Genomic DNA, 25,641 nt, shown 5'->3' with positions numbered 1-25,641 from the left:
AAATCAAAGAATAATGTTGAGGTATTAGCTCATTTCCTGCCACTGCTGCTTTGTAATCAATACCTTTCTCGGCTTGCTGCCTTCAAAAGGCCCTATCACTCCGTTTGCTTCCAATTGGTCTATTATTCTTGCCGCCCTCGAGTATCCTATCTTGAACTTTCTTTGAATCAATGATGTCGATGCCTGCTCGTATTCAATTATCATATCTATCACCTGGGGGAGCAACTCATCATCCCCTTCCGAAAAAGGCTGGGTATCGTCAGCATGGCTGTCGATTTTATCAATGATTTCATCGTCATACTCTGCCTGCTGTGTGGATTTGAGAAAGGATACTATGTTTTCAACTTCAGCATCCGTTATCAGTGCCCCCTGAATTCTCACAGGCTTTTGCATACCAAGAGGATAAAACAGCATATCTCCTTTACCCAAAAGTTTTTCGGCTCCGGACATGTCCAGTATGGTTCTTGAATCAACCTGGGACGATACTGCAAAAGATATTCTCGAAGGTATATTTGCCTTTATGACCCCCGTTATAACATTGACCGACGGCCTTTGTGTTGCAATTACAAGGTGCATGCCTGCGGCCCTCGCCATTTGCGCCAATCTGCAGATACAATCCTCAACATCGTTGGGCGCAACCATCATAAGGTCTGCCAACTCGTCAATTATTATTACTATCTGAGGAAGAGTCTCTCTCCCCTCTTTTATCATCAGTTGATTGTATCCTTTAAGATCCCGCACACTGTTTTCCGCAAAAAGCTTGTAACGGTTTGTCATCTCCACTACCGCCCAATTTAGTGCTCCTGCCGCTTTTTTCGGGTCAGTCACCACCGGAATCAAAAGATGGGGTATCCCGTTGTAAATACTAAGCTCCACCACCTTCGGATCCACCATGAGAAGTCTTACATCGCGAGCCGATGCTTTATAGAGGATACTTGTTATCAATGTATTAATGCAAACGCTTTTTCCCGAACCTGTAGCTCCTGCAATAAGCAGATGGGGCATTGCGGCAATATCTGCAACCACAGATTTTCCGGCAATATCTTTACCTACAGCAAAAGCAAGCTTTGACGGATGGTTTTTAAATTCCTCGGACTCAATTACATCACGGAGCCAAACCGGGGTAACCTTCGTATTCGGTATTTCAATTCCTATGGCTGCCTTCCCGGGTATGGGTGCCTCTATTCTGACACCTACCGCTGCAAGGTTTAGTGCAATATCATCCGTAAGACTTACAATTTTGCTTACCTTGACGCCATAATCCGGCTGTATCTCATACCTTGTTACAGCAGGCCCTTCACTGATATTGATAATTCTTGCCCCAACTCCAAAGCTCTCTAAGGTTTCTATAGCTTTCGTGCTCTTACTTCGGAATTACAACCGGCCTCCTCGGACCCGCTTTTATTATCTACTTGCTTTAGAAGTTCTATTGGAGGAAACACAGGCTCTATGGTCCGGTTCAGATACCTGTTTTGATTATCCCTTCCAATTTCCTCATCTTCATCACCCTTTGCAATCTTGTCCTCAGCGCCATCAAAGTACATTTCTTCCATTTCATATGTGTCTTCAACATCCATATCCTCAAATTCTGTTAAATCTCTTATGCCTTCTTCCGCTTCTTCTATGGTGTCTTCCACACTTTCAGCTGTGTCCTCAAATTCCAACATCTCTCCTATGACTTCTATTTCTTCCGTGCTGCCTTCTGTGTTGTCTTCCGTATCTTCATCCATGTAATCTAATTCTGCCAATTCTTCCATCACTTCTACTTCTTCCATATCAGCTTTTGCATCTTCAACCATATCCGCAAATTCTATGAATTCTTCTATGGATTCTGCTTCATCTAAGTTGTATTTTTCATCTTCGTTATATTTCTCATCTTCTGTTATTTCTTCCGAGCTTTCTATATTTTTTATGTCCCCATCAAATTCTTCCGGTATTTTTGCTTCTTTAGCCGTATCTTCCGGCTTTATACTTTCAATCTCCCGTATTGGGCTTTCTTCGTATATGTGTTTTGTCTTATCGACATTGCTTCCTTGATTATTCGATTCTTTCATAGCTTTCATATTGTTATCAATAATTCTTCTAAACACATTTCCGGAATAATCTACAGCTTCAACCCAGCTTGCTACTCTGGCTTTGATATCATCCTCAGGAGAAATTTCTTTCTGTTCGCCCGAAGTTATCTTTCCTGCATAGACCAGTTTTCTGCTGGAGAAAGAATCGTTACCGGACCCTTGTGCAACCTTTTCGTCAATGACCCAATTATAGTTGTTTTTCCCGGTCCGCATATTGTCTAAATCCAAGTCTTGATCCCAATTGGCATCTCCACTTGTGCCAACTCTGCCATAAGGATAATCATGGGATTTAACTCCGGATGCAGTTTTCGGTTTTTTCCTGTTTTTGTTTTGATAAACCGCCAAAAGAGAAAAAACAGCTATGACAAAAACAGCTTCAATTGCAAGCACTTTAAAGAATTGGCCCATTGAACCTTTGGAAAACCAAAGTCCAAATACCGCCATTAAGGCTGCAATAATTATAAGCCTACGTTTTCTCCGGTTTTTTTGTATTCTTTTTGAATTTCGGGATTTTCTTACTCCTCTGGTACCCATATATTTGTCATACCACCTTTTTGGAAGACACACGGCCAAAAAAATAAGCCTGCAATTTGTATTTTATCATTCTAATTTTTTCTTCGTCAAAAAAAATCCTATGTCTTGAATGTAAAATTTACTGCTATTTTTCATATATACCTTTTTAAGCGGCACAGCATGCTACTGTACATTTCCTTCCTTAAATTGGTACATCTTTTCTCCAATGACATTTATATTTTCAGCTTTTTAAGCGCATCTGCAAGAGCTGTATTTATCGGTATGTCCTCATCCTGTTGTTTCAAGAAATTTCTAACCTCCCTGCTGCTTACCTGTTCTTGCTTGCGCTTTTTAAACGCCTCAAGCTTTTCCCGATAACCGCATACACAATAAAAAGTTTTGTTCTCGTCCTCACCGCGTATTTCCATCTTTTTATGACATTCAGGACATCTTGCATTGGATATCTGCGATACTCCTCTCCGGTATCCGCACTCCCGGTCTTGGCATATCAGCATTCTGCCTTTCTTGCCCTTTACATCCAAAAGGAACTTGCCGCACTCGGGACATTTCTCCCGCGTAATATTCTCATGCTTGTAGGATGCAGTACTGGCTATAACATCGGATACCAGTTTGGATGCATATTTCTTCATTTCCGAAATAAATATCCGTTCATCCACTTCACCCTTGCTAATCTTTGAAAGCTGTTGTTCCCACTTTGCGGTCAGCTTCGGTGACTTTAAGTCCTCCGGCACAAGATTTATCAGCTGAATTCCCTTTGACGTGGGAATAATTTCCTTACCGTTTCTTTCCATATAAAAAGAGTCAAACAGCTTTTCAATTATGTCTGCCCGTGTAGCAGGTGTACCAAGTCCGCTGCCATTATCCATTACTTCCCGGAGAGCTTTGTCATCAATAAATTTACCTGGATGTTCCATCGCAGAAAGCAAGGTGGCCTCGGTATATCTTGCAGGGGGCTTTGTTTTACGGTTCACAACCTTTATGGAATTAAGCTTTAATACAGCTCCTTTTTTCACATCAGGAAGAACTTGGTCCCTTTCTTCCTCATCCTCATGGTCCTCCTCAGCTTGACCTCCATAAACCGCCTTCCAACCCTGTGATTTTACTATTTTGCCTTTTGCCACAAAAATCTCTCCTGCTACCTCAACTTTTATTGTTGTTTGCTCATATTCAAACGGACGGCTCAGCACAGCAATAAACCTTTTTACTATCAAATCGTAAACATTGCGCTCATCCTTGTCCAGCAAGCTGAGGTTCACATTTTGCTCTGTGGGAATAATGGCGTGATGATCCGACACCTTGCTGTTGTCCACAAACCTCCGGGTTATATTGAGCTTGTTTTTCATAAGAGCCGCAACAAGGGCCGAATAAGGACCTACAGCTATGCTTCTAAGTCTCTCCGCAAGAGTTGGAACAATGTCTTCCGTAATATATCTCGAATCCGTCCTGGGATATGTCACAAGCTTATAAATCTCGTAAAGTTTCTGCATAATGGACAGCGTCTTTTTTGCAGAATATCCGTATCTGCGGTTTGCTTCCCTCTGCAGCTCGGTAAGGTCATAAGCCAATGGCGGCGGCTCATTTCTTGCTTCTTTTACAACATCTACGACTTTTCCCACCTGTCCTTTAATTCTTGAAACTGTTTCATCTGCTCGGGCACGGTCAAAAATTCTGGTCTGACCTTTTTTATCTCTCCAGTGAAGACTAAAACCGTTTACTCCTGCCTCAATTGTCCAGTAGTCCTTCGAAACAAAGTTTTTTATCTCATTCTCTCTCTGCACAACCATGGCAAGCGTAGGTGTCTGTACTCTTCCTGCCGAAAGCTGTGCATTATATTTGCATGTAAGAGCCCTTGTAACATTAAGACCTACCAGCAATCCGCCTCAGCACGGCATTGAGCCGATTTGTAAAGATTATCATATTCTTTCGCCGGCCGTAAATTATTGAACCCCTCTTTTATGGCTCGGTCCGTCTGAGACGAAATCCACAGGCGCTTTACAGGCTTTTTCCAGCCTGCCTTCATTATTATCCAACGCGCCACCAGTTCTCCTTCCCGCCCGGCATCCGTTGCTATTACCAATTCATCGACATCGTCTCTATTCATAAGTTCCCTTATGACATTAAACTGTTTTCTGGACTCTTTTATTACCACCAACTGCATCCTTTCGGGCAGCATCGGAAGAGTTTCCAATTCCCACTTTTTGTATTTCTTATCGTAGATTTCCGGATCAGCCAGGGTTACAAGATGCCCCAAAGCCCATGTAACAATATATTTTGAACCGAAAAGAAAACCGTTTCCGCCTTGCTTGCAGTTAAGAACTCTCGCCAAGTCCCTGCCAACAGAAGCTTTTCTGCCAATACTAAAATTTTACCCATTACAAAAATCCTTTCTTTCGCCTTTTGATTATGTTAAAATCGCTAGAATCACTTTTTCGATTAATATAAAACTTTCGACACTTCGGTATCTACTATATCACAAAAAATCATTTCCTACAGCATATTTCCATTGTCTCTAACGCCATAATTCGATAATTTTATAGAAAATATGCTATTTTTATAATTTGATGTTGTTATGAGTTCTATATGATGCTAGAATTAGAATATAAAATGTATGGGGAGGTAAATCATGTCTGAAAACTTTTTTCTACCGACAGTCTACTACCGAACAGTCGGAATCTCAAAGCAATATTCCTTTGGAGTATACAGAGGAATCTTCTAATTTATTCCTAGGAGTTCTAGGCGGCTTGGTTGCTGCTATTATAGGCGCCATCTTATGGGCAGTAATTGCAATGCTTACAGGTTATCGGTTCTCATATGCCGCTATAGGATTGGGCTGCCTTGTCGGTTTGGCCGTGAGATTATTAGGGAAGGGTTCGGAACTCCGTTTCCGTATTGCCGGTGCTCTGTTATCTCTATTTGGATGCTTTTTAGGCAATATCTTTATCATCTATGCACTTCTTGCAAAAGAATGGGATGTATCATTTTTCCAGATAATGGGGACTGTCAGTATTTCAGAAACATTACTATACCTTAGACTGACATTCAATTTAAAAGACGTGCTATTCTACGGTCTGGCTTTACTTGCGGGCCTCAGAATGGCTGCCAGCGATTATTAATTAGCGATTATTAATTAAAGCTCATGAGTTTTTTCGGCCCATGAGCTTTTATTCATAACCATAACACCATCCTTGCCTTACAGCATTTTAAACACTTCCGAAAGCTCTTTCATCTTTTTATTTCTCGGAGTATAAGCAGGAACTCCCACCGGTATCAAGCTTATAAACCGATCGTCTTTATCCATTTCCAAAATCTCCTTTATCCTCTCTGCCGCAATTGCAGGCTCATTCATCCAGCATGCGCCATATCCCTTTTCCTGCACTGCAAGCAACAAATTCTCTACTGCCGCACCAACCGACAGCAAATCATAGTTGGCAAAAAGCTCCATAATATTCTTCTCATCCAAGCCTTGTTCTTTTAGTGCAAGCACCATCGTTTTGTCGTGGAATTCAGCTTTTGTCATAAACACCGCTATCACTAAAGGAGCCTTGGCAAAAAAGCTCGCCGCTTTTCTCTTTGAATTTAAGTACTCTTGGGATAATTCACTTTTTTTAATCTCCAGAATCTTATCAAGCTCCTCAATCACTGCAGTTTCAATTCTTTTTATTATATCTTTATTTTTTATCGCTACAAATTTCCAACATTGGCTGTTACAACCGCTAGGAGCCATTACAGCTGAATCTATGAAATATTTTATGTGTTCATCGGGCACATCTATATCCTGAAACTTTCTGATACTTCTTCTTGCCGCGGCAAGATCCAAAAACCGTTCACCGCATCATCTCCCCTACATATATTCTGCAATAATCATTTTACATTAATTTTGGATATTGCAAAATATATAGATTCAATAAAAAAATTTATTTTTCAACTTTAAATACTTCCACATCCTGATTGAGCCTATTTGCAAGGCCATGAAGCTCCTGCGCCATTACAGAGAGCTGCCGCACATTTTCTGCCTCCGTTTGAACAGATGCAGTTATCTCCTCTGCTGAAGCCGCAACCTGGCTAAACACATCGGAAATATCCCCGATTCTTTCTATTATAGTAGTCTTCTCCTGCGATAAACTTTTCACCGATGAGGTTACACTTTCAATTTGAGTAATTACATTATCTGCTTCAACACGTATATTATCATAAGAACTGACAGTATACTTAATTGTCTGCATCTGATTGTCCAATTTTTCAGAAATAATCCTGATGTTGCCAAATACTTTCTCGGTATTTCTCGTGATATTGCTAATAAGCTGATTAATATTACCAGAATATCCCATTACCTGAGCCGCAAGTTTCTTTATCTCATCTGCTACAACAGAAAACCCTTTTCCTGCTTCTCCTGCTCTTGCCGATTCAATTGAAGCGTTTAGGGCAAGCAAATTGGTTTGTCCCGCTATGCTGTTTATAATTTCGGTTATTTTAGTTATTTCAAAAACGTCTTTATTTAAGGACTCTACTTCTTCCATTGTAGAACTGAAGGATTTCTTTGTATCTTCCACTGATTCCACCAGATTCTGAAGAGAAATGTATTCCGCATCGGTAATTTCTTTCATTTTGCTGTTGGAATCCAAAACAATCCCGGTTTCGTCCAGCATTCTGTCCAGTTTGTTGCCGAAGTCCTCCAGGATCTGAATGATATATTGAATGTTTGATGCCTGATCTGCTATTGAATTTGTTACATCTTCTATATTTTGAGAGATCTGTTCACCGGTAGTCCCAGTCTCTTCGCTTGTATAGGCAAGTTCGGCAGAAAATTTGTCTAGCATGCCCACACTGTCTTTTACGGTTTTTACGGTTTCTCTAAGCATTGATATGGATGTATTGAGTGAATTTGCGAGTTTTCTTGTTTCATCCTTTGCCTTACTGTAAAATTCAACAGTAAAATCCCCCTTTGAGAAATCGTCAAGCTTAAAGATAATACCTTTTATCGGATTTATTATTGATTTTGCTACTACAAAGCCTATAATGACCGCAATAACCCCTATCAACACCGAAATCAGAATAGTTTTTGTCAAAGCTCTTCTAATTTCATTATACATTCTCTCCAAAGAGATACCCACATTAAGGCTCCCTGACTCTATCAGCTCCGACGAAAAAGGAATTGATACATTATATACTTTATGACCGCTGTTTGTTTCTGAAATGAACCCTACTGTAGCAGATGTAATAGCGTCAATTTTGCTTTTATCACCGCTGAATTCTGTTGCTCCGGATACAGCATCAACATTTCCGGACGTAGAATTGCTGTTCTCCAAATTATCATTGGTTACCGCATCATCGGAAGATACAAGTACATTCCTTTTATCGTCCGTAATAGACATGTATACGACGTTCCCATTGCTTTGCTGTTTTAAATCCTTAAATATCTTCTCAATTCTATCCGGTTCGGTAATATTATTGCTTATAATCTCTCTTTTAATGGACGTAACCAGCGCTCTTCCGTCACTTTCCATTTGCCTTGTAACTGCGCCTTGTACCACATAAAATGCAGCTATGGGAAACAATACAGTACATATAGCAGATATTAATATTACTGTGCCCAACATTTTCTTCGTCAAAGAATCGAACACATAAATTACCCCTTTCCGGTAATAAATTTATACTACAATCCTGCAACAAGGTTATATTCTCAGAAAAGTTGCTTTACTTAATTTTATCGGTCAAACCGCATTAAAGCTTTATCAATTTCTGCGTGCATATAGGGTAATTTCAAAAGGTGATTTTTCATAGTTCATCCATATTATTTAGGGCACAGCTACAACCATTAAAAGTCTCTCAAAAGTCCAACTAATTGTCCTTCCTAAGCGCTCTCCTGTTCCCGTCTTTATCGACTATAACCACAGAGTCAAGAGTTGCTTTAAAATTATTTCGGAAAATTTTAAGGTACTCCTGTCTCAATCTCTGTTGTTCTTCCTTTTCTTCGTCTGTAAGACCAACGGTTTTCGACTTTCTGGAAAGCTCATTTATCCTGTTTATCAACTCCTGATAATCCATGATTCCGTTCTCCTTTCAAAATGTAAATATGGGTTCTGTATAATAAGTTTAAGTATAATAAATTTTTGCAAATTTACAAAGCTTTTTTCTTTAAATATTTCCGGAGCTTACAAAATGAAATTTATGGGCTCCGTTTTTCGCCTTTTTGCAATCACCTCTTGAAGCTGCAAATATAAAAGTAGTATAATATATTTAAAACATGTTTACTTTTTAAAATACATACTCGAAGAGGGTTATTTTTTTAATCATAGATTGTTAAAAAATAAACCATCTAAAGTAATAGCAATAATTAATATAAAGGAGAGTCAAAATGTATACTATTCAAACGCTTAACAAGATTTCATTAAAAGGCTTGGAACTTTTTCCAAGAGATTCTTACGAAATAGCTACCGAAATATCCAATCCCGACGCGATTCTTGTAAGAAGCTTTGACATGCTCAATATGGAATTTCCGAAAAATCTCAAAGCCATTGCCAGAGCAGGTGCCGGAGTCAACAACATCCCGGTGGAAAAGTGTACCGAAAAAGGAATAGTGGTTTTTAATACCCCGGGTGCAAATGCAAATGCCGTAAAAGAACTTGTTCTCGCTTCATTGTTCATGTCATCCCGCAAGGTGTACAAGGGTATTTCCTGGGCTCAGTCCCTCAAGGGCAAAGGTGATGAAGTGGCCGGATTGGTGGAAAAAGGTAAATCTCAATTTGCAGGACCTGAAATAAAAGGAAAGAAACTTGGAGTTATCGGCCTTGGCGCTATAGGTGTCATGGTTGCCAATGATGCTGTTTCCCTGGGTATGGAAGTAATCGGTTATGACCCATTTATTTCCATAGATCTGCCTGGGAGCTTTCCAGCACCGTTGAAAAAGCAGTAAGCCTTGACTATCTGATTTCCACCTGCGACTACATAACTATACATGTACCCTATAACTCCAAAACCAGCGGTATGATAAACAAGGATAAATTTGAAATAATGAAGAAGGGTGTAAGACTTCTGAACTTTGCAAGAGGCGGGCTCGTGGTAAACAAAGACCTCCTTGAGGCAATAGAAAACGGAACTGTTGCCTGCTATGTTACTGACTTCCCCGAAGACGAACTGCTTGGCAATGACAATATCATTACTTTACCGCACCTTGGAGCTTCAACTCCCGAATCCGAGGAGAACTGCGCGGTAATGGCAGCAAGTCAGCTCCGTGACTTTCTTGAATTCGGAAATATAAAAAACTCAGTAAATTTCCCAAACTGTGAGCTTCCCTATACAGGAAATGTCAGAATACTAGCCGTTCACGACAACGTACCCAACATGTTCGGCCAGATTACTTCCCTCATCGCCCGCAACGGAATCAATATCGGCGATATGATAAGCAAACACAAGGATAAAATCGGATATACAATTTTAAATATAGAAAGTCCCGTTTCCCCCGAGATTGTCGAAAGCATAAGGGCAATACAAGGCGTTAGAATGGTAAGAGTAATTGACAAAAAATAGATAAATTAATATAGATAAGCGAAAAACTCAGGGATTTGACTCCCCTGAGTTTTCTTATCTTACTAGAAAAACTGAAAAGCAAATTGCCCCACCGTCACAAATAAAATGATTATAAGAAAAATAGTCCCAAGAGCAACTGCAATTCTTGCAAAGGGTATTTTTCGATTGAAAGTAAGCATAAGCCTGTAGGGAATCTGAAAAACGCAAAACCAATATAATAAGACACCTGCTTTGTTCATACTCCAGGCAGCAAAGATATTAAAATCACTCATGTATATAAAGCTCCTTGTCATTCCGCATGTCGGACAGTTATACCCGTTGCTGCCCTAAAAACACAGGGTATTCCAATCCTGAAAAAAAACCCGCCCAATTTAAAAGCAGTTGTCTCTCCGTTTGTGACCATCAGGAAAGATAAAATCACCGGAAAAAAGCAGAGGAATAAAATTGACAGATGTAAAATATAATCCTCATTTAAAAACCTTTTAGACTGACCTTTGGCACGTGTCTTAGGCATTAATTGATTCCTCTTCCTTCCAGAAAAAGTTCAGGATTTCCGGGAATTCCGCTACAACCCATAGGATTCGTAATGTAAGCAGCATATATAAGAAGGGCAACAGCTGCTCCCACTGCTACAATACCGAGGATAATCCCGACCAGTGACATAGTACCGCCTGTCTGCGTACCTTGGGACTTTTTTATCTTATATCTTGCCAGAATTCCGAAAGCAATGGCAGTTGCTCCGGTTATCCAACCAAGACAAAAATATATAAGCGGTATTGAAATAATACCAAGTACTAATGCATATTTGGCATAAAGATTGGTTTTAGAATCCTTAAATTTTTTGACTATCCCCAAACCAAAGGGAGCTCCGCAACCTCCACATGAAGAAGCAAAATCTTCATTAAGAAAATTACATTTAGGACACCTCTTCATTTATAACCCCTTTCATACTATCTAACCGAAAATTCACCTTCATTATACCATCGTTGTATAGATTTAAAAAGCATTTCATTTTCATGACTTTTGACATAAAAACGAAATGCCGCAGAAACCAAACTCAGATAAGCTATACTAATTCTTTTATACTCATTAGAAATAAATTTCATTGTATTCTTCATTAAACATTTGTACAAATCCTCGCCAGAAAAACGGAAAAACCAAAACAGAAAGTAATGTCAAAAGAATTCCTATGAAACCCAATATAATCCCGGCCAGTGCCAAGCCGTCTCCCTTTTCCAATCCCATTGAAGCTTGTATTTTGCTTTTTGCTATAAAACCAAACACTATAGCCAGCACTGAAGGTATTATGGCAACAAGACCACAGCAACACATAAAGGGAAAGGATATAACTCCAAGCACCAATGATGCTATTGCATAACCATTGGTTTTAACCTGTTGGTGCTGATTAATTCGGTTATCTATATTATACTCTATTTCATTACTTAAAAGAGAACCACATTGGCTGCATACAGCAGCAACATCTTCATTTAACTTACCACAGTTTTGACATAATTTCATTAGCTACCCCCCTGTCGGATTCCACAATTATCTTGATATACATGTTAATTCTATATGAACTTTCCGCTTTTTTCAATATAGAATTTCCATAATTTTTTAAGTCAATTTTTTACACTAAATAATTTTTCATAAAAAATAAGGAGCTATTTTGCCCCCTTTCAGTTTTTTCTAGAAACATATAAGCTTTGGATATTTCTTAAATCAACACCGAAGTAAATCCAGCGAAAACCTGTACATCTCCATCCTGCCGCCGATCTTCCTCCGACGAAATTCAGCCATGCCCAGAACCTTTCACCGGTATTTAGCCATATAAAGACAAACTATTGGTACAAGGTCTTATCGCTCCAGAGGCAACTACCAGCATGCTCGGTGCCTGCGACTGCTGAGGCATAAAGGAAGGCGGCGGCCCCGGAGGAGCACCCGTCGATGTCCCCAGTGTTACACCCGGCGACCCGGCAGGAGGCCCAAAAGGCGGCAGGAACTGTCCATAAGCCTCAAGTCTATATTTCGGATATCAAAAAAGAGCAGCAAAACACCGCTACATGACATTAGTATTTGCCAAAATCTTTGTTGTCTAGAGATATTATAGCTTTTGAGTCAGATTCCTTATTCTCTTTCCCTTTATGTTTTGGATCATCTAAATGTATATTCATTTTTTGCTCAACCATATCCTCAAGCATTCTCATCACTTCAGGCTTCAAACCATCAATCTTTGACGATTCTACAGAGTTTGCTTTGAGCTTGAATCTGCTTAAAGAGTCTTTTAACATATTTGCCTGCCTTGACAACTCTTCATTTGCAGATGCGCTCTCTTCCGCTTCCACGGAGTTTGTATGTATTACTTCCGCAACTTGGGTAATCGCCTGATTTACCTGTGAAATTCCCAAATCCTGCTCCTTGGATGCCGCTGCTATTTCTCCTGCCAACTCGGATGTTTCCGTTACACCGTCAACTATCTTGTTGAGTGCTTCAGCAGTTTCGTGGGCTATTTTAGTTCCGGTTTCCACAGTTCTTATAGAGCCTTCTATCATTTCGGTCGTCTCCCTTGCTGCTTTAGCACTCCTTTCAGCTAAGTTTCTGACCTCTTCCGCAACAACAGCAAACCCTTTTCCGTGCTGTCCTGCCCTTGCTGCCTCTACCGCTGCATTTAGCGCCAATATGTTCGTCTGGAACGCAATATCATCTATTACCTTGATTATCCTTGAAATATCCGATGAAGATTTATTTATATTCTGCATTGATACAAGCATGTCTTCCATATGACTTTTTCCCTGAACAGCATTGTTCTTTACACTCAATGCCACTTCATTTGCCTTATTTGCATTTATTGCATTCTGCTTGGTCTGAGCTGCTATCTGTTCCATCGATGATGTTATTTCTTCTATTGTACTTGCCTGCTCGGCAGTTCCCTGGGACAGCGACTCACTTGATACCGCTACCTGTTTGGAGCTTGATGCCACCTGTTCGGCTGCCGCTGTTACTTCCCAAAGTATTTCGTTAATATTGTCAATTGTCGTGTTCAGATTATCTTTTATTATTGCATTTTCTCCCTTATAATCTCCTTTTACAGAGACATTCAGATTACCCTTTGCTACTTCCTGCAAAACATCTGAAGCTTCCCTTATGGGCGCAATGACTGCATCAAGGGTCTTGTTTATGCCTCTTAGCAGCTCCTTCCATCCTCCCTTGAATGCTTCCTCGTTTCCTCTAACGCCAAGCTTACCTTCCTCAACTGCCTGAGTTATCGAATCAATTTCATTTTTCAACTCTGTTAAGTTTGACACCATCACATTGAAGGCTCCTGTCAAATCTCCGGCATTCTTTCCGTTTTCTTTCAAGATTCTATCTTGGCTGAGATCACCCTGTGCTATCTTTTCTGCCATACGGGCAATATCTTTCAGGTTTTGCTGCATTTTATGGAACGCCCGTGACAAATTTCCGACCTCGTCTTGAGTTTTAATTATGTTTATTTCTGCCGAAAGATTGTCTTCCGCTATCTGTTCGGCGACATCCGTAAGCTCCTTAATCGGGCCTACAATACTTCTAGTGATAAAGAAAATAATAACCAGCAATGCTACCAATGCAACAATTCCCAAGACCAGCGATGCATTTCTAATCATGTTGGCTTTTTCCATAACTTCGCTCATTGGAGCTGTTATAACAAAAGACCAAGGAGTCTTAGTATTTCCAAAGCTTATCGGAACATAAACCTTATAAACCTCTTCCTGCAATATCTCACAAAATTCTGTGCTGGTATATACGCTGCCGTTTTTTATTGCTGCTTTCGCCTGTTCGTCAGCTATAGGTGTAAAAATATTTTCTTCCTTTACATCCGCAACATATACACCGTCATTGGCAATAAGCGATGCATACCCTCTTTCATAGGGTTTTATTTTTACAATCTTGTCCTGAAAAGTTCCCAAGACAACGTCTACCCCTGCAACGCCTACAAACTGGCCGTTGTATTTTATTGGGACAACAATACTTGACATAGGAGCATATTCACCGCCAACCGGATACAGATAGGGATTCGTAACAGTTTCCTGTCCGGTTTGCTTTGGAAGATTGTAAAATTCTCCGGTCTCATAATCAACTATTGCCACTTGCTGTATGCTGCCGGTATCTCTATTCCAAAGGGGTAAAAACCTTCCTGTTTCATCATATCCGGGCTTGCCTGCATACTCCGAATCTTTGCCGTCAAGGGCATTGGGTTCCCATAATGTCCATACTCCATTAAAACTTTCTTCCTTCTCCAATACATTTCTTAATATACTATTCATTACATTTCTGTCAGGGATACTATTAGCCCTCATTGCTTCGAAAGTTTGAGCCAAAGTCCTGGCAGTGTCAAGCGGAAATTCTATCTCTGCTTTCACTTCATTGCTGTATCTGTAAGCCATTTCTTCAACTTTGTCAAATCCCTCTTCTAAAGCCATATTACTTGATAATATATAGCTTATAATGATTGTTGCCGCTAAAGCTATAGCAGTAACACTGCCAATGAGCACCATCATTTTTGCTGTCAAATTCATTTTGTTAATCAATGTAAATCCCTCCCTGGATTCTTGTTTGGTTTTTCGATTTGTCGAAAGCTCCTTTTGGGTTGAAGTTGTTTAGTATGAATTTTTATAGATTCAAACCGATGCCAGGACTCTAATTCTCTCCGGTTTCTTTAATATACATTTCAATTTATTATACATTTCAATTTATCAGTGCTCTATGTTCGCAAGAACGCTTTCAAGAGTATTGCCGGTTAGTAATCTCTCACAATCTACCAGTAGTTTTATCCCGCTTTCTGTCTTACCTATTCCATTTATGTATTTTTGCTTCCTTTCGCCGTTTATTTCAGGCGGAGGAACTATATTCTCCTCACTTATTTGCAGGACCTCCGCTACTGCATCAACAATGAGGCCGACGGAAACCCCTCTGATGTTGAGTACGACCGTACAGGTTCTGTCATTATACTCCTTTTCCTCAAGCCCCAACATCAACCTTACGTCAATAACCGGTATTACCTTACCTCGTAAATTAATTACTCCTTTAATATGCCTCTGCATTTCAGGAACTTCAACTATTTTCTGAATACCGACTATTTCTGTTACATAATTGATTCCTACGCCATATTCTTCGTTGCCAAGTAAAAAGGTAAGATATTTGTCTTTCTGCGTATCTTCGTCAAGCTCCAAAACTGCATCTTGAATATCGGGCATTTTTCTTCTCCTTTCCTTTGCAATTACAAACTATAATTACTCGCTGGAATTACTTCGAAACTGCCAACATTCAGATAGTATTCAAGTTCTTTATCCTGCGAAATTAAAGCTGAAACATTTTATCTGTAACTATGTAAGATTTTAGAGCCCTAGACATTTGTTACACTGGTAAATATCGTATTTTATTATTAATTTCTTAACAATAATGGTTGATTTTTTTTAATTTTATGTATATAATTCCTTTATAGGCGCCTATAATACAAAAAATCTACTTATATGTTCAGTATTGAATCGTGCAGGGCAAGTTTTTTAAGTATATTGGTTATCAAGTTATAATCTTCAAGCTAAATTTTTTATGTTTTAGAAGTTCGGTGTAATAAAAAATGCTTTCATAAATAGTTAATCAACAGAAAATTCGAATAACCCCAATTAACAAATTCGGGGCTTGGGATTTTTTGTCGGTTAATATCGGATTGAATCACTTACGAAACATGTTTCGAAGGACTATTTGTTATACGAATGCAGTTATAATTACTTCTATCGAATAACGAGAGGACGGGATTTTTAATAATGTCAACACAACAAAACTTGTTTTTTGATTCAATGATTGATTCTACTACTGCCAATAGCTTTAAATCAAACAAAAATGAATGTTTACTTAAAGAGCTTGATAGAATTTATGAAGATTTGTATGACAAACATCAGCATTACCTTGGGTATCCATTCAATTTGAGTCTGGAATACTCCGAATTAGGTAAGTTTCTGAATTTGCAGCCCAATAATCTTGGTGACGCTTTCTATTCTTCCACAGTCAATATTGACACAAAGAAGCAAGAACGGGAAGTTTTGAAGTTCTTCGCAGATGTATACAAACTTCCATGGGAAGAAACTTGGGGTTACATAGGAAACGGCGGCACTGAAGGCAACCTCTGCGGTATGCTGGTTGCGCGCGAACGCTATCCTGACGGAGTGTTCTATTTCTCCGAGGCCAGCCATTACAGTATAAAAAAGAATGCGTGGATATTGGGCAAGCCGGGAGAAGTAGTTCCATCCCAGCCCAACGGCGAGTTTAATTATGATGCTCTAATAGAGCGAATACTTAAAAACGGCAACAAACCGGTATTGCTTGTTGCAACATTGGGGACAACCATGACCGGAGCCATTGACAATGTTAAAACTATTGTTGAATTATTCAAAAAACATAACATCAAAGAATACCATATTCACTATGACGGAGCACTTTTCGGCGGAATGATACCGTTTATGGAAAATGGACCGGAACTTAATTTCGAGACTCTTCCTATAGACTCCATTGCGATAAGCGGTCACAAATTCGTAGGTTGTCCTATGCCGGCAGGTATTTTCCTAACACGGAAAAAATATATTCAGAGAATCCTTGAAAACTCGGATGTATCTTATGTAGGTACTAAAGACACCACTATAAGCGGTTGCCGCAACGGACTTTCTTCATTACTTCTTTGGTATCAGGTAAATCGCAAAGGTGTGGAAGGATTCAAACAGGATGTTAAGCAATGTATGGAAGTTACCGAATATGCCAAGGCAGATTGGATTCTATCGGCTGGAATAACTTCTTGAATCCGTGGTCAAACACTATTGTAATAGACAGGCCAAACGATACCATATGCAATTACTGGTCTTTAGCTTGCGAAGGAGATAAAGCTCACATTATAATCATGCAGCATGTTTCAAAAGAACATATCGATCTATTCATCGAACATTTATTGGACAGCCAACGCAATATGAATTAAACTCAAATACTAATGATTGACTTTATTTATGTACACCATTTAAAAAGCCGCTAAACTGTTTAGCGGCTTTTTTACACTGTTTTCACATATTCGTTATTTTCGGTCTTTCATGGCAACATAGTCACGTCTTTCAGCAACACTCTTATAAGCCGGCCTTATGATTTTTCCCGCATTAACAATTTCCTCTATACGATGGGCAGCCCAACCGGCCATTCTGGAAATAGCAAAAATCGGCGTATACAATTCCAAAGGAAGATTCAGCATTTTATAAACAAAGCCTGAGTAAAAATCCACATTGGCACTTACGCCCTTATACATTTTACGAACCTTTCCAATAACTTGGGGAGCCAATCTCTCTACCCTTTCATACAGTTCGAATTCGTCCTCCAGACCTTTTTCCCTGGCGAGTTTTTCCGCCTGTTCCTTAAGAAGGATACATCTTGGGTCGGATATGGAATAAACCGCATGACCTATACCATAAATCAGTCCCGAACGGTCAAAGGCCTCTTTATTTAAAAGCTTCATCAAATAGTTTTCAACCTCATCGTCATCCTTAAAATCCTTGACATTTGCTTCAAATCTTCAAACATCTCGCAAACCTTTATATTCGCGCCCCCATGTCTCGGACCTTTGAGAGAACCAAGCGCTGCGGCAATTACAGAGTATGTGTCTGTACCGGTAGATGTAACCACATGGGTTACAAAGGTTGAATTATTACCACCGCCATGCTCGGCATGCAACACAAGCGAAAGATCAAGCAATGCAGCCTCAAGCTCTGTATATTTACTGTCAGGCCTTAGCATATGCAAGATATTTTCCGCCGTACTCAGGTCAGGTCTTGGGCTGTGAATAACCAGACTCTTTTTGTCATAGTAATGGGACAATGCCTGATAGGCATAAACGGCAATTGTAGGCATACATGCAATCAAACGTATACACTGCTTTAAAACGTTTTGCACCGAAGAATCGTCCGGATTGCAGTCATAACTGTAATAGGCCAGTACACTCCTTGCCAGTACATTCATGATATTCTTGCCCGGAAGATTTAAAATCATATCCTTTAAAAACTTTTCCGGAAGTTCGCGATAAGAGGAGAGAAGCTTTTCAAATTCTCTTAACTGCTCTTTGCTTGGCAAATCACCAAAAAGCAGCAAATATGTAGTTTCTTCAAAACCAAAACGCCCTTCACTGATAAAGCCGTCAACCAAATCGAAAATATCTACCCCTCTGTAAATCAATCTTCCCGGAACAGGTACTATTTCGTTTTCGTCAATGATATAGGAATGAACTTCTCCAATTTCCGTCAATCCCACAAGCACGCCCTTGCCGTCCAAATCTCTCAGTCCGCGTTTTACTTGATATTTGATAAAAAGTTCAGGATCAATATAGCTGCATTTTTTTGCCAATTCGCACAACTCTTCCAATTTGCTTTTCTCGAATTCTCTAAAATCTTTATTCATCATAATTCTACCTCACATTTATAATAATATGGTCTATCTTTCACTAACATGTCTGCCAACCAAAAAAATTTGGACAGTAGAATTTTATTAAAATAATTTTATCATAAAATCATGCTATTAGTCCATATCTTTTTACATCCATAATATCTGCTTATATATCCAATAATATATCCCTTGTAATTAAATTCAATACCATCCATTTAACTGGCAAAAAGCAATTTAATGTAAATGTGATACATACTTGACACACATTTACATTTATGTTATGATATATAATGTAGGCGTTTCGCAATTTATATTGCGGGATGCCTCATTCTATTATTTGAGGTTTTTCCATTTAATAACACTAATATGTTAAAGGGAGATGAAAATGTATAATAATTTATTGTCCAGGGAGATGTATGACTATTTATCATGGCACGTAAGCGAAATGGAAAAGGAAAAGGACATACTTTTAAACGCACACTATATCGAAGAAACTAAAGAAAGTATCAATTTTCAGGAGTTTTTTAGAGACTATCTGGAACGAATCAACAATTACTTGGATTCCGTAAGTTGATAAAAACGGTTCTAATGTTTGTCCTTTTGTAATTATTAACAGTATTGTTGAAGTGTATGACTCTGAAGAAGAAGAAAAATGCCAATATCGTATTGTACTGCCTTTCTCAAAGCAGTATGATACTTCCATTGACTGTGCTTCATGCCTCTCTCCGCTAGGCAAGTCCCTGCTTTTTAAGAATGTAAATGACAATGTTAGCGTGCAGATCCTACGGGCGTATTGCACTATAAAGTATTGGATATTACTCTTCCCGATCTAAATTCACCAATGTTGAGTGACTCAACAGCATAAACTGTTACCGAATAACTAATAATAGGGGCCATTAGGCCCCTTTTTAAAAATATACATATTTATTTTAAATGTGCAGAAGATAAATAATATAATGAATGATTGATTTAAAAAAAGGAGGACTAATTTTCTGTGAATAAAAAGATGAGAGATAAGAATGTAGTAAAAGAAGGTGTAAATGATCCTGCTTTTTATAATGACCAGATTGATAACAACAACGAACCCATGAGGGCATCAATGCAAAAAGACAAAAATAAGGGAAAAAATTGCAAGTGCCAAAACGGTCTCTAGAATAAAAAAGCCAACACTCTGTCTGATATGCCTCCTGTCAAATAGACAGGTTAAATACCTAAATTGTGCTAAAAAGCGGTCACACGGTTTGTGCGGCCGCTTTTTCATTTGGCCTCTTGGAATGAAATGAAAGAGGCAAAAGCGAAGGAACTCGATGTCCCGAGCTTTTATTATTTGGAATAGCTATATTTGTATCCTAAAAATATGTAATTATAACTAAATCGCATATTGGATGACATTAAACAAAATATCTTAATCAAATCTCCTATAATCAACTTTTTACTTCTCAAATCGTCCTTTTCTGTTTTGCAAAGCAAAATATGATATGTTATAATTATTCGACGTTTATTGGAGCTGGTGTCGGTGTTGACGCTAAATATTTGACATAACTGCGTTTTTGAAGGTTTTTTAGCGTAAAATGACATCGGCAATTATCTTGTGTAAGGAGATAAAATATGAATGCAATTTCGATATTGGTATTGTTTCCGGTATTGGCGTCCGCTGCTGTTTTATCGGTTAGAAAGGATGCTGTTAGAAATATAATAGTAAGGATTTGTGCAATTGTTACCGGCATACTTACATTATTTGTTGTATGTCGGTATTTTAAGGATGGTATATCACTGTCATTTGCAAACAAGAATATCATTGATACGGTTATAGCTTCTGTTGAGGTTCTTATTGCTGCATATATAATTTTTATAGGCATAAAAAACAAAAAGTATATTGTTTCGGTTTTTGCCTCTGTTCAAACCGCTCTGGTACTCTGGTTTGAATTTACACATAAACACGGTATCTATATCCATTCGGATATTGTATTCGACAGGCTTTCTGCCGTAATGGTTCTCATAGTTGGAGGTATCGGTAGTCTTATACTTATATATACTGTCGGATATATGAAATGGTATCACATACATCACGAAGAATATAAAGAAAGAAAAAGCTTCTTTTTTTCGGTAATTTTCCTCTTTCTCTTTGCAATGTTCGGGCTAATTTTAAGCAATAACCTAATCTGGATGTATTTTTGCTGGGAGCTTACCTCCATCTGCTCCTACCTACTTATCGGCTATACCAAAACAACCCAAGCAGTGAACAATTCCTTCAGGGCATTGGCAATCAACCTTGGCGGCGGTCTTGCTTTCGCAGCGGCAATGGTATACATCGGAACGAATTTTAAAACCCTCGAGCTATCGGAATTGACAGCTATGAGGCCTGAATTGGCGGTTCTTATCCCTGTCTTTCTCCTTTGCATCGCTGCCCTTACAAAGTCCGCGCAGATGCCCTTTTCATCTTGGCTTCTCGGGGCAATGGTAGCACCAACGCCTTCATCGGCACTTTTGCACTCGGCAACAATGGTAAAGGCAGGGGTATACTTTTTAATAAGACTTGCTCCGTTGCTTGCAGGAACTTCCATAGGAAAAGTGATTACTCTATTGGGTGCTGTTACGTTCCTGATAAGCTCCATTATTGCAATATCCAAAAGCGATGCGAAGAAAATTTTGGCTTATTCAACCATATCGAATCTTGGACTCATAGTAACCTGTTCAGGCATAGGTTCACAAGAGTCTCTGTGGGCTGCAATACTGCTGTTAATATTCCACTCCATCTCAAAATCCCTACTCTTCCTGACCTGCGGTTCTGTAGAGCACCAGATAGGAAGCCGGAATGTTGAGGATATGGATATTCTTCTTAAGGTATCAAGAAGACTTTCGGGATACATGATTGTAGGAATTGCGGGAATGTTCCTTGCCCCATTTGGAATGCTCATATCCAAATGGGTTGCCATGAAGGCCTTTATTGATTCCAAAAATATACTCACAGTTATTATTTTAGGATACGGCAGTGCCACAACACTGTTTTACTGGACAAAATGGATGGGTAAGCTTGTATCCAATGCCAACAGAAAAGACCATGTTAAGCATACTTTTCATATAGATGAGGAAATTCCTATTTTTATCCACGCAGTCCTTGTTGTTCTGTCCTGCTTTACCTTCCCGCTTATTTCCCGATTTGTACTTGTACCGTATCTGTCGGGATTGTTTGGCCCAACTGTGTCAATGCCCATTGGCACAAGTGATGTAAATATTATGCTTATAATGCTCAGTATGCTGTTAATACTGCCAATTAGCTTTATTCCAATATATAAAAACGACCGGCGCAGAATAGTGCCCGTTTATATGGCCGGAGAAAATACCGGCGACAACGAAAGCTTCTACGGTGCCTTACATGCAAAGCGCAAAGTTAAGCTCCACAACTGGTATATGGAAGACTTCTTTGGCGTAAAAAAGCTAGCCTTTTGGAGCAATGTTCTGTGTTCTGTCATAATATTGGCCGGAGTATTAGTCTTAATAGGAGGAATCACCAAATGATAATGTTGGTTTTATATATAATTGCGATTATTATCCTGGCGCCATTGGCCGGAGGCTGCTAACCGGGCTTGACAGAGTAATAACTGCAAGAATGCAGGGAAGAAAAGGCCCCTCGGTTCTGCAGCCATTTTATGATGTACTAAAGCTTTTCCAGAAGGAATCTATAGAAGTTAATACCATGCACCGTTTTTTTGTATATATATCTCTTATATTCGTCATTTTCACCACGATTATCATGCTTCTGGGAGGAGACATACTGCTCGCTTTGTTTGCATTGACACTAGGTTCCATATTCTTCGTACTGGGCGGTTATGCATCCAATTCCCCATACAGCACCATCGGTTCGGAAAGGGAGCTTCTTCAAATGATGGCTTTTGAGCCTATGATTCTCCTTACAGCCATAGGACTGTATTATGGGGATAAGAGCTTTTTCATAAAAGATATAATCGCGGCAAAGATTCCTTCTATCGTTTACTTGCCGGGAGTTTTCTTGGGACTTATATATATATTGACTTTTAAGCTTAGAAAATCACCCTTTGATTTAAGTATGTCGCACCACGGACACCAGGAGATTGTACAGGGCATAACAACCGAGTATTCGGGAAAAGATCTGGCAATAATACAAATAACCCACTGGTATGAGACAATAATTACTCTAACCCTTGTGTACTTGTTTTTTGCTTTCAAGTCACCAGTCAGCCATGTTATTGCAATTTTAGCCTGCATAATTGCATACCTTCTGGAAATTGTGATAGACAATGCATTTGCAAGAGCCAAATGGCAGTTTGCACTTAAATCAACTTGGGTTATAACAGGAGTTTTGGCATCAGTCAATCTGATTATTTTATCATTTTTTAGGTAAGGTGAAGATATGAATTTTAGCAAAAAATCACCATGGATTCTGCATTATGACGGCTCCAGTTGCAACGGTTGTGATATTGAGGTACTGGCCTGCCTTACTCCACTGTATGATGTGGAGCGCTTTGGAGTAATAAACACGGGCAATCCAAAACATGCAGATATTTTACTCATAACAGGCAGTATCAACGAACAGAATAAATCGGTAGTAAAACAGCTCTATGAGCAAATGGCAGACCCAAAGGTCGTTGTAGCTGTAGGAATATGCGCTGCAACGGGAGGCATTTTTTCCGAATGCTATAATGTGCTCGGAGGAGTTGACAGGATTATTCCTGTGGATGTCTACGTCCCGGGCTGTGCAGCACGCCCTGAAGCAATAATTGACGGAGTTGTAAAAGCCTTGGACATGTTGGAGGAAAGGCAGAAATACGCAAGAAAAAAAGATAAATAAGAGTATAATAAAAGGGTATAAATAACTATTGCGTAAGAAGTTTTGAAGAAAGAAAGTGATTTAAAATGGCACAACAAACAATCAATACAATATCCCCCAATGAGCTTCTGGCATATGCCTTAAGGCTTAAAAACGCAAATTACCGTTTGGTGGCAATTTCCTCAAGTAATGTTGAAAACGGCATTGAGATGAGTTATTCTTTCGACAGCGGCAACGATTTTGTTAACCTAAGGATAATTGCCCGACCTGGGGATGAGATAGAGAGCATCAGCAGTATTTATTCCTATTCGTTCCTTTATGAAAATGAAATTAAGGAGCTTTTCGGGGTAAATATAACGGGTATTTCTCCTGATTACAAAGATAAACTTTATAGGATATCTGTAAAAACACCATTTAATGCGAAAGAGGGTGATAATAATGGGTAAAGAAACAGTAATTCCCTTTGGCCCTCAACACCCGGTTTTGCCGGAACCTATACATTTGGATCTTGTGCTTGAGGATGAGACAGTAGTAGAGGCAATACCCTCTATTGGATATATACACCGCGGTCTTGAAAAGCTGGTGGAAAAAAAGGATTATCAGCAGTATACCTATGTGGCGGAAAGAATTTGCGGCATTTGCTCGTTTATGCACGGAATGGGTTATTGTATGTCAATTGAAAGCATAATGGGAGTACAAGTCCCCGAAAGAGCGGAGTTCTTAAGAACCATCTGGGCAGAGCTGTCGCGTATACACAGTCATATGCTGTGGTTAGGGCTTTTGGCTGACGCCCTTGGGTTTGAAAGCTTGTTTATGCATTCCTGGAGGCTCAGAGAGCAAATTCTGGATATATTTGAGGAGACCACCGGAGGAAGAGTGATATTCTCCGTTTGCGATATTGGCGGTGTTAGAAGAGATATAGATTCGGAAACTCTGAAAAAAATCACTTCCATATTGGACGGTTTTGAAAAGGAATATTCAGAAATTACAAAAGTATTTTTGAATGACTCTTCCGTAATACTTCGTACCCAAGGCCTTGGCGTGCTTTCCAAGCAGGCGGCTTTTGAACTGGGCGCAGTAGGACCTATGGCAAGAGCCAGCGGTATCGATATTGATATGAGAAAAAGTGGTTATGCAGCATATGGTAAGCTCAAAATAGAGCCAATTCTTGAAACCGCCGGAGATTGCTACGCAAGGACATCGGTCAGAATCAGAGAGGTTTTCCAATCCATTGATTTGATTCGTCAGTGCATAGCTATGATTCCCGAAGGCGAAATCAAGGTAAAAGTTTCAGGAAATCCCAACGGTGAATATTTTACCCGTTTAGAGCAGCCTCGCGGAGAAGTTTTATATTATGTAAAGGCAAACGGAACAAAGTTTTTGGACAGAGTCAGAGTCCGTACTCCAACCTTTGCAAATATTCCGGCTCTATTGGAGACACTCAAAGGCTGTCAGCTTGCTGACGTTCCTGTATTGATTCTAACCATTGACCCTTGCATAAGCTGTACGGAAAGATGATACACAGAATGGCCGTAAATACGGATGAACAAAATGGTTTTAAATAGGATGGTGTAATTTATGTCTTTCTTTACTATGACAAAGACACTTATAAAAAGTATATTTCACGGACCGTATACAGTTCAATACCCCCTTGAAAAGAAGGGATCCTTCCCTGCTTCAAGAGGCAGAATTGAGATTAATATTGAGGACTGTATATTCTGCGGGTTGTGTGCAAGGCGCTGCCCTTCGAACGCCATTAATGTTGTGAAGGCAGAATCCCTATGGAGCATAAACCGCCTTCGTTGTATACAATGCAGTTATTGCAGCGAAGTTTGCCCGAAAAAGTGCCTTAAAATGAATAACATATATACTGCTCCGTCATTTGAAAATGTAGAGGATGAATACCGAAATGCACGAGTATCCGATAACAAAGAGAATAATCGAAATATCGCAGGAGCATGCTAATAAACACAACGCCAAAGAAGTAAAGCAAATCAACTTGGTAGTGGGCGACTATTCCGGCTACGTAGCCAGTTCCATAGAACTGTATTTTGGAATTATTGCAGAAGGAACCTTGTGTGAAAATGCAAAACTCAATATCAAACGCGTAAAACCAATGCTAAAATGCGGAGAGTGCGGCATTCTCTTTGAGAGAAAACCTTTTTCCTTCGAGTGTCCCTCCTGCGGCGGACAAGGCAGTCCGACGAAGATAGGACACGAATTTTATATAGAATCGATAGAAATTTGATGGGAGTT

20 protein-coding genes and 5 pseudogenes are annotated in these 25,641 nt (G+C 39.4%); 14 read left to right on the top strand and 11 right to left on the bottom strand.

Annotation, left to right across the window (positions count from 1 at the left end):
- Positions 1 to 24: 24 nt before the first annotated feature.
- Positions 25 to 2,609, bottom strand: a pseudogene (locus JCM21531_RS24820) (DNA translocase FtsK).
- 212 nt (positions 2,610 to 2,821) lie between these two features.
- Positions 2,822 to 4,982, bottom strand: a pseudogene (locus tag JCM21531_RS06660) (DNA topoisomerase III).
- A 368-nt stretch (positions 4,983 to 5,350) separates the two neighbouring features.
- Between JCM21531_RS06660 and JCM21531_RS06655 the strand changes: the two are divergent.
- Positions 5,351 to 5,722: a hypothetical protein gene (locus JCM21531_RS06655; RefSeq protein ID WP_054847025.1), complete on the top strand. Its 372-nt coding sequence runs from the start codon at positions 5,351 to 5,353 to the stop codon at positions 5,720 to 5,722.
- A 77-nt stretch (positions 5,723 to 5,799) separates the two neighbouring features.
- On the opposite strand, the gene JCM21531_RS06650 is transcribed toward JCM21531_RS06655, so the two are convergent.
- From JCM21531_RS06650 to JCM21531_RS06640, 3 genes are all read right to left on the bottom strand, one after another.
- Positions 5,800 to 6,426, bottom strand: coding sequence for a nitroreductase family protein (locus JCM21531_RS06650; RefSeq protein ID WP_038288496.1), 627 nt, complete (start codon positions 6,424 to 6,426; stop codon positions 5,800 to 5,802).
- Between the two features lie 97 nt (positions 6,427 to 6,523).
- On the bottom strand, positions 6,524 to 8,230 hold the full coding sequence (locus tag JCM21531_RS06645) for a methyl-accepting chemotaxis protein (RefSeq protein WP_038288492.1): 1,707 nt from the start codon (positions 8,228 to 8,230) through the stop codon (positions 6,524 to 6,526).
- 217 nt (positions 8,231 to 8,447) lie between these two features.
- Positions 8,448 to 8,654, bottom strand: coding sequence for a DUF896 domain-containing protein (locus tag JCM21531_RS06640; protein WP_038288490.1), 207 nt, complete (start codon positions 8,652 to 8,654; stop codon positions 8,448 to 8,450).
- Between the two features lie 310 nt (positions 8,655 to 8,964).
- On the opposite strand from JCM21531_RS06640, the pseudogene JCM21531_RS06635 reads away from it, so the two are divergent.
- Positions 8,965 to 10,136 (top strand): annotated as a pseudogene (locus JCM21531_RS06635) (phosphoglycerate dehydrogenase).
- A gap of 62 nt (positions 10,137 to 10,198) precedes the next feature.
- Here the strand turns inward: JCM21531_RS06635 and JCM21531_RS21090 are convergent.
- The 5 genes from JCM21531_RS21090 to JCM21531_RS06610 all read right to left on the bottom strand — a co-directional run bounded on the left by JCM21531_RS21090 (position 10,199) and on the right by JCM21531_RS06610 (position 15,364).
- Positions 10,199 to 10,408 (bottom strand): hypothetical protein, encoded by a 210-nt coding sequence (locus tag JCM21531_RS21090; protein WP_243467339.1) that lies wholly within the window; start codon positions 10,406 to 10,408, stop codon positions 10,199 to 10,201.
- A 241-nt stretch (positions 10,409 to 10,649) separates the two neighbouring features.
- Positions 10,650 to 11,069: a DUF4190 domain-containing protein gene (locus JCM21531_RS06625; RefSeq protein WP_038288489.1), complete on the bottom strand. Its 420-nt coding sequence runs from the start codon at positions 11,067 to 11,069 to the stop codon at positions 10,650 to 10,652.
- A 156-nt stretch (positions 11,070 to 11,225) separates the two neighbouring features.
- Entirely contained in the window at positions 11,226 to 11,654 is a 429-nt protein-coding gene (locus JCM21531_RS06620; RefSeq protein ID WP_038288487.1) for a DUF4190 domain-containing protein, read from the bottom strand.
- 548 nt (positions 11,655 to 12,202) lie between these two features.
- On the bottom strand, positions 12,203 to 14,698 hold the full coding sequence (locus tag JCM21531_RS06615) for a methyl-accepting chemotaxis protein (protein ID WP_038288484.1): 2,496 nt from the start codon (positions 14,696 to 14,698) through the stop codon (positions 12,203 to 12,205).
- Positions 14,699 to 14,863: 165 nt separating this feature from the next.
- Positions 14,864 to 15,364 carry a chemotaxis protein CheW gene (locus JCM21531_RS06610; protein WP_038288481.1) on the bottom strand — a complete coding sequence of 167 codons (501 nt, stop codon included), beginning with the start codon at positions 15,362 to 15,364 and terminating at the stop codon, positions 14,864 to 14,866.
- 570 nt (positions 15,365 to 15,934) lie between these two features.
- Between JCM21531_RS06610 and JCM21531_RS06605 the strand changes: the two genes are divergently transcribed.
- Both JCM21531_RS06605 and JCM21531_RS21085 read left to right on the top strand, forming a co-directional pair.
- Positions 15,935 to 16,960: a histidine decarboxylase gene (locus tag JCM21531_RS06605; protein ID WP_243467338.1), complete on the top strand. Its 1,026-nt coding sequence runs from the start codon at positions 15,935 to 15,937 to the stop codon at positions 16,958 to 16,960.
- A complete protein-coding gene (locus JCM21531_RS21085; RefSeq protein WP_243467337.1) occupies positions 16,957 to 17,133 on the top strand; it encodes a hypothetical protein in 177 nt (58 codons plus the stop codon). Before JCM21531_RS06605 ends, JCM21531_RS21085 begins: the two co-directional genes overlap by 4 nt.
- Before the next feature lie 93 nt (positions 17,134 to 17,226).
- Here the strand turns inward: JCM21531_RS21085 and JCM21531_RS06600 are convergent.
- A pseudogene (locus tag JCM21531_RS06600) lies at positions 17,227 to 18,596 on the bottom strand (citrate/2-methylcitrate synthase).
- A 367-nt stretch (positions 18,597 to 18,963) separates the two neighbouring features.
- On the opposite strand from JCM21531_RS06600, the gene JCM21531_RS21080 reads away from it, so the two are divergent.
- From JCM21531_RS21080 to hypA, 10 genes and pseudogenes are all read left to right on the top strand, one after another.
- Complete coding sequence (locus JCM21531_RS21080; protein ID WP_243467336.1) at positions 18,964 to 19,152, top strand: hypothetical protein; 189 nt, start codon at positions 18,964 to 18,966, stop codon at positions 19,150 to 19,152.
- 52 nt (positions 19,153 to 19,204) lie between these two features.
- Entirely contained in the window at positions 19,205 to 19,411 is a 207-nt protein-coding gene (locus JCM21531_RS21075) for a GreA/GreB family elongation factor (protein WP_243467335.1), read from the top strand.
- Between the two features lie 161 nt (positions 19,412 to 19,572).
- Positions 19,573 to 19,731 (top strand): hypothetical protein, encoded by a 159-nt coding sequence (locus tag JCM21531_RS19285; RefSeq protein WP_173400175.1) that lies wholly within the window; start codon positions 19,573 to 19,575, stop codon positions 19,729 to 19,731.
- Between the two features lie 455 nt (positions 19,732 to 20,186).
- Positions 20,187 to 22,097, top strand: a complete 1,911-nt coding sequence (locus tag JCM21531_RS06590) for an NADH-quinone oxidoreductase subunit 5 family protein (protein WP_038288478.1) — start codon at positions 20,187 to 20,189, stop codon at positions 22,095 to 22,097.
- A 2-nt stretch (positions 22,098 to 22,099) separates the two neighbouring features.
- Positions 22,100 to 22,959, top strand: a pseudogene (locus JCM21531_RS06585) (respiratory chain complex I subunit 1 family protein).
- Between the two features lie 9 nt (positions 22,960 to 22,968).
- Entirely contained in the window at positions 22,969 to 23,406 is a 438-nt protein-coding gene (locus tag JCM21531_RS06580; protein WP_038288475.1) for an NADH-quinone oxidoreductase subunit B family protein, read from the top strand.
- Positions 23,407 to 23,471: 65 nt separating this feature from the next.
- Complete coding sequence (locus JCM21531_RS06575; RefSeq protein ID WP_038288472.1) at positions 23,472 to 23,831, top strand: NADH-quinone oxidoreductase subunit C; 360 nt, start codon at positions 23,472 to 23,474, stop codon at positions 23,829 to 23,831.
- On the top strand, positions 23,824 to 24,903 hold the full coding sequence (locus tag JCM21531_RS06570) for a hydrogenase large subunit (protein WP_038288470.1): 1,080 nt from the start codon (positions 23,824 to 23,826) through the stop codon (positions 24,901 to 24,903). Before JCM21531_RS06575 ends, JCM21531_RS06570 begins: the two co-directional genes overlap by 8 nt.
- 60 nt (positions 24,904 to 24,963) lie before the next feature.
- Positions 24,964 to 25,350 (top strand): 4Fe-4S binding protein, encoded by a 387-nt coding sequence (locus JCM21531_RS18275; protein WP_094184749.1) that lies wholly within the window; start codon positions 24,964 to 24,966, stop codon positions 25,348 to 25,350.
- Positions 25,295 to 25,633 carry a hydrogenase maturation nickel metallochaperone HypA gene (gene hypA / locus JCM21531_RS06565; protein ID WP_038288468.1) on the top strand — a complete coding sequence of 113 codons (339 nt, stop codon included), beginning with the start codon at positions 25,295 to 25,297 and terminating at the stop codon, positions 25,631 to 25,633. Before JCM21531_RS18275 ends, hypA begins: the two co-directional genes overlap by 56 nt.
- Positions 25,634 to 25,641: the final 8 nt, after the last annotated feature.

This window comes from Acetivibrio straminisolvens JCM 21531 (genome assembly GCF_000521465.1).
GTDB classification, from domain to species: domain Bacteria; phylum Bacillota; class Clostridia; order Acetivibrionales; family Acetivibrionaceae; genus Hungateiclostridium; species Hungateiclostridium straminisolvens.
This window is presented reverse-complemented; position numbering and strand designations above follow the sequence as displayed.

What these genes read in the sequence shown, in the direction of transcription:
- JCM21531_RS06640 (WP_038288490.1), bottom strand. Translation starts at nt 8,654, where the DNA reads ATGGATTATCAGGAGTTGATAAACAGGATAAATGAGCTTTCCAGAAAG.
- JCM21531_RS21090 (WP_243467339.1), bottom strand. Translation starts at nt 10,408, where the DNA reads ATGAGTGATTTTAATATCTTTGCTGCCTGGAGTATGAACAAAGCAGGT.
- JCM21531_RS06625 (WP_038288489.1), bottom strand. Translation starts at nt 11,069, where the DNA reads ATGAAGAGGTGTCCTAAATGTAATTTTCTTAATGAAGATTTTGCTTCT.
- JCM21531_RS06620 (WP_038288487.1), bottom strand. Translation starts at nt 11,654, where the DNA reads ATGAAATTATGTCAAAACTGTGGTAAGTTAAATGAAGATGTTGCTGCT.
- JCM21531_RS06610 (WP_038288481.1), bottom strand. Translation starts at nt 15,364, where the DNA reads ATGCCCGATATTCAAGATGCAGTTTTGGAGCTTGACGAAGATACGCAG.
- JCM21531_RS06605 (WP_243467338.1), top strand. Translation starts at nt 15,935, where the DNA reads ATGTCAACACAACAAAACTTGTTTTTTGATTCAATGATTGATTCTACT.
- JCM21531_RS21080 (WP_243467336.1), top strand. Translation starts at nt 18,964, where the DNA reads ATGTATAATAATTTATTGTCCAGGGAGATGTATGACTATTTATCATGG.
- JCM21531_RS06590 (WP_038288478.1), top strand. Translation starts at nt 20,187, where the DNA reads ATGAATGCAATTTCGATATTGGTATTGTTTCCGGTATTGGCGTCCGCT.
- JCM21531_RS06580 (WP_038288475.1), top strand. Translation starts at nt 22,969, where the DNA reads ATGAATTTTAGCAAAAAATCACCATGGATTCTGCATTATGACGGCTCC.
- JCM21531_RS06575 (WP_038288472.1), top strand. Translation starts at nt 23,472, where the DNA reads ATGGCACAACAAACAATCAATACAATATCCCCCAATGAGCTTCTGGCA.
- JCM21531_RS06570 (WP_038288470.1), top strand. Translation starts at nt 23,824, where the DNA reads ATGGGTAAAGAAACAGTAATTCCCTTTGGCCCTCAACACCCGGTTTTG.
- JCM21531_RS18275 (WP_094184749.1), top strand. Translation starts at nt 24,964, where the DNA reads ATGTCTTTCTTTACTATGACAAAGACACTTATAAAAAGTATATTTCAC.
- hypA (WP_038288468.1), top strand. Translation starts at nt 25,295, where the DNA reads ATGCACGAGTATCCGATAACAAAGAGAATAATCGAAATATCGCAGGAG.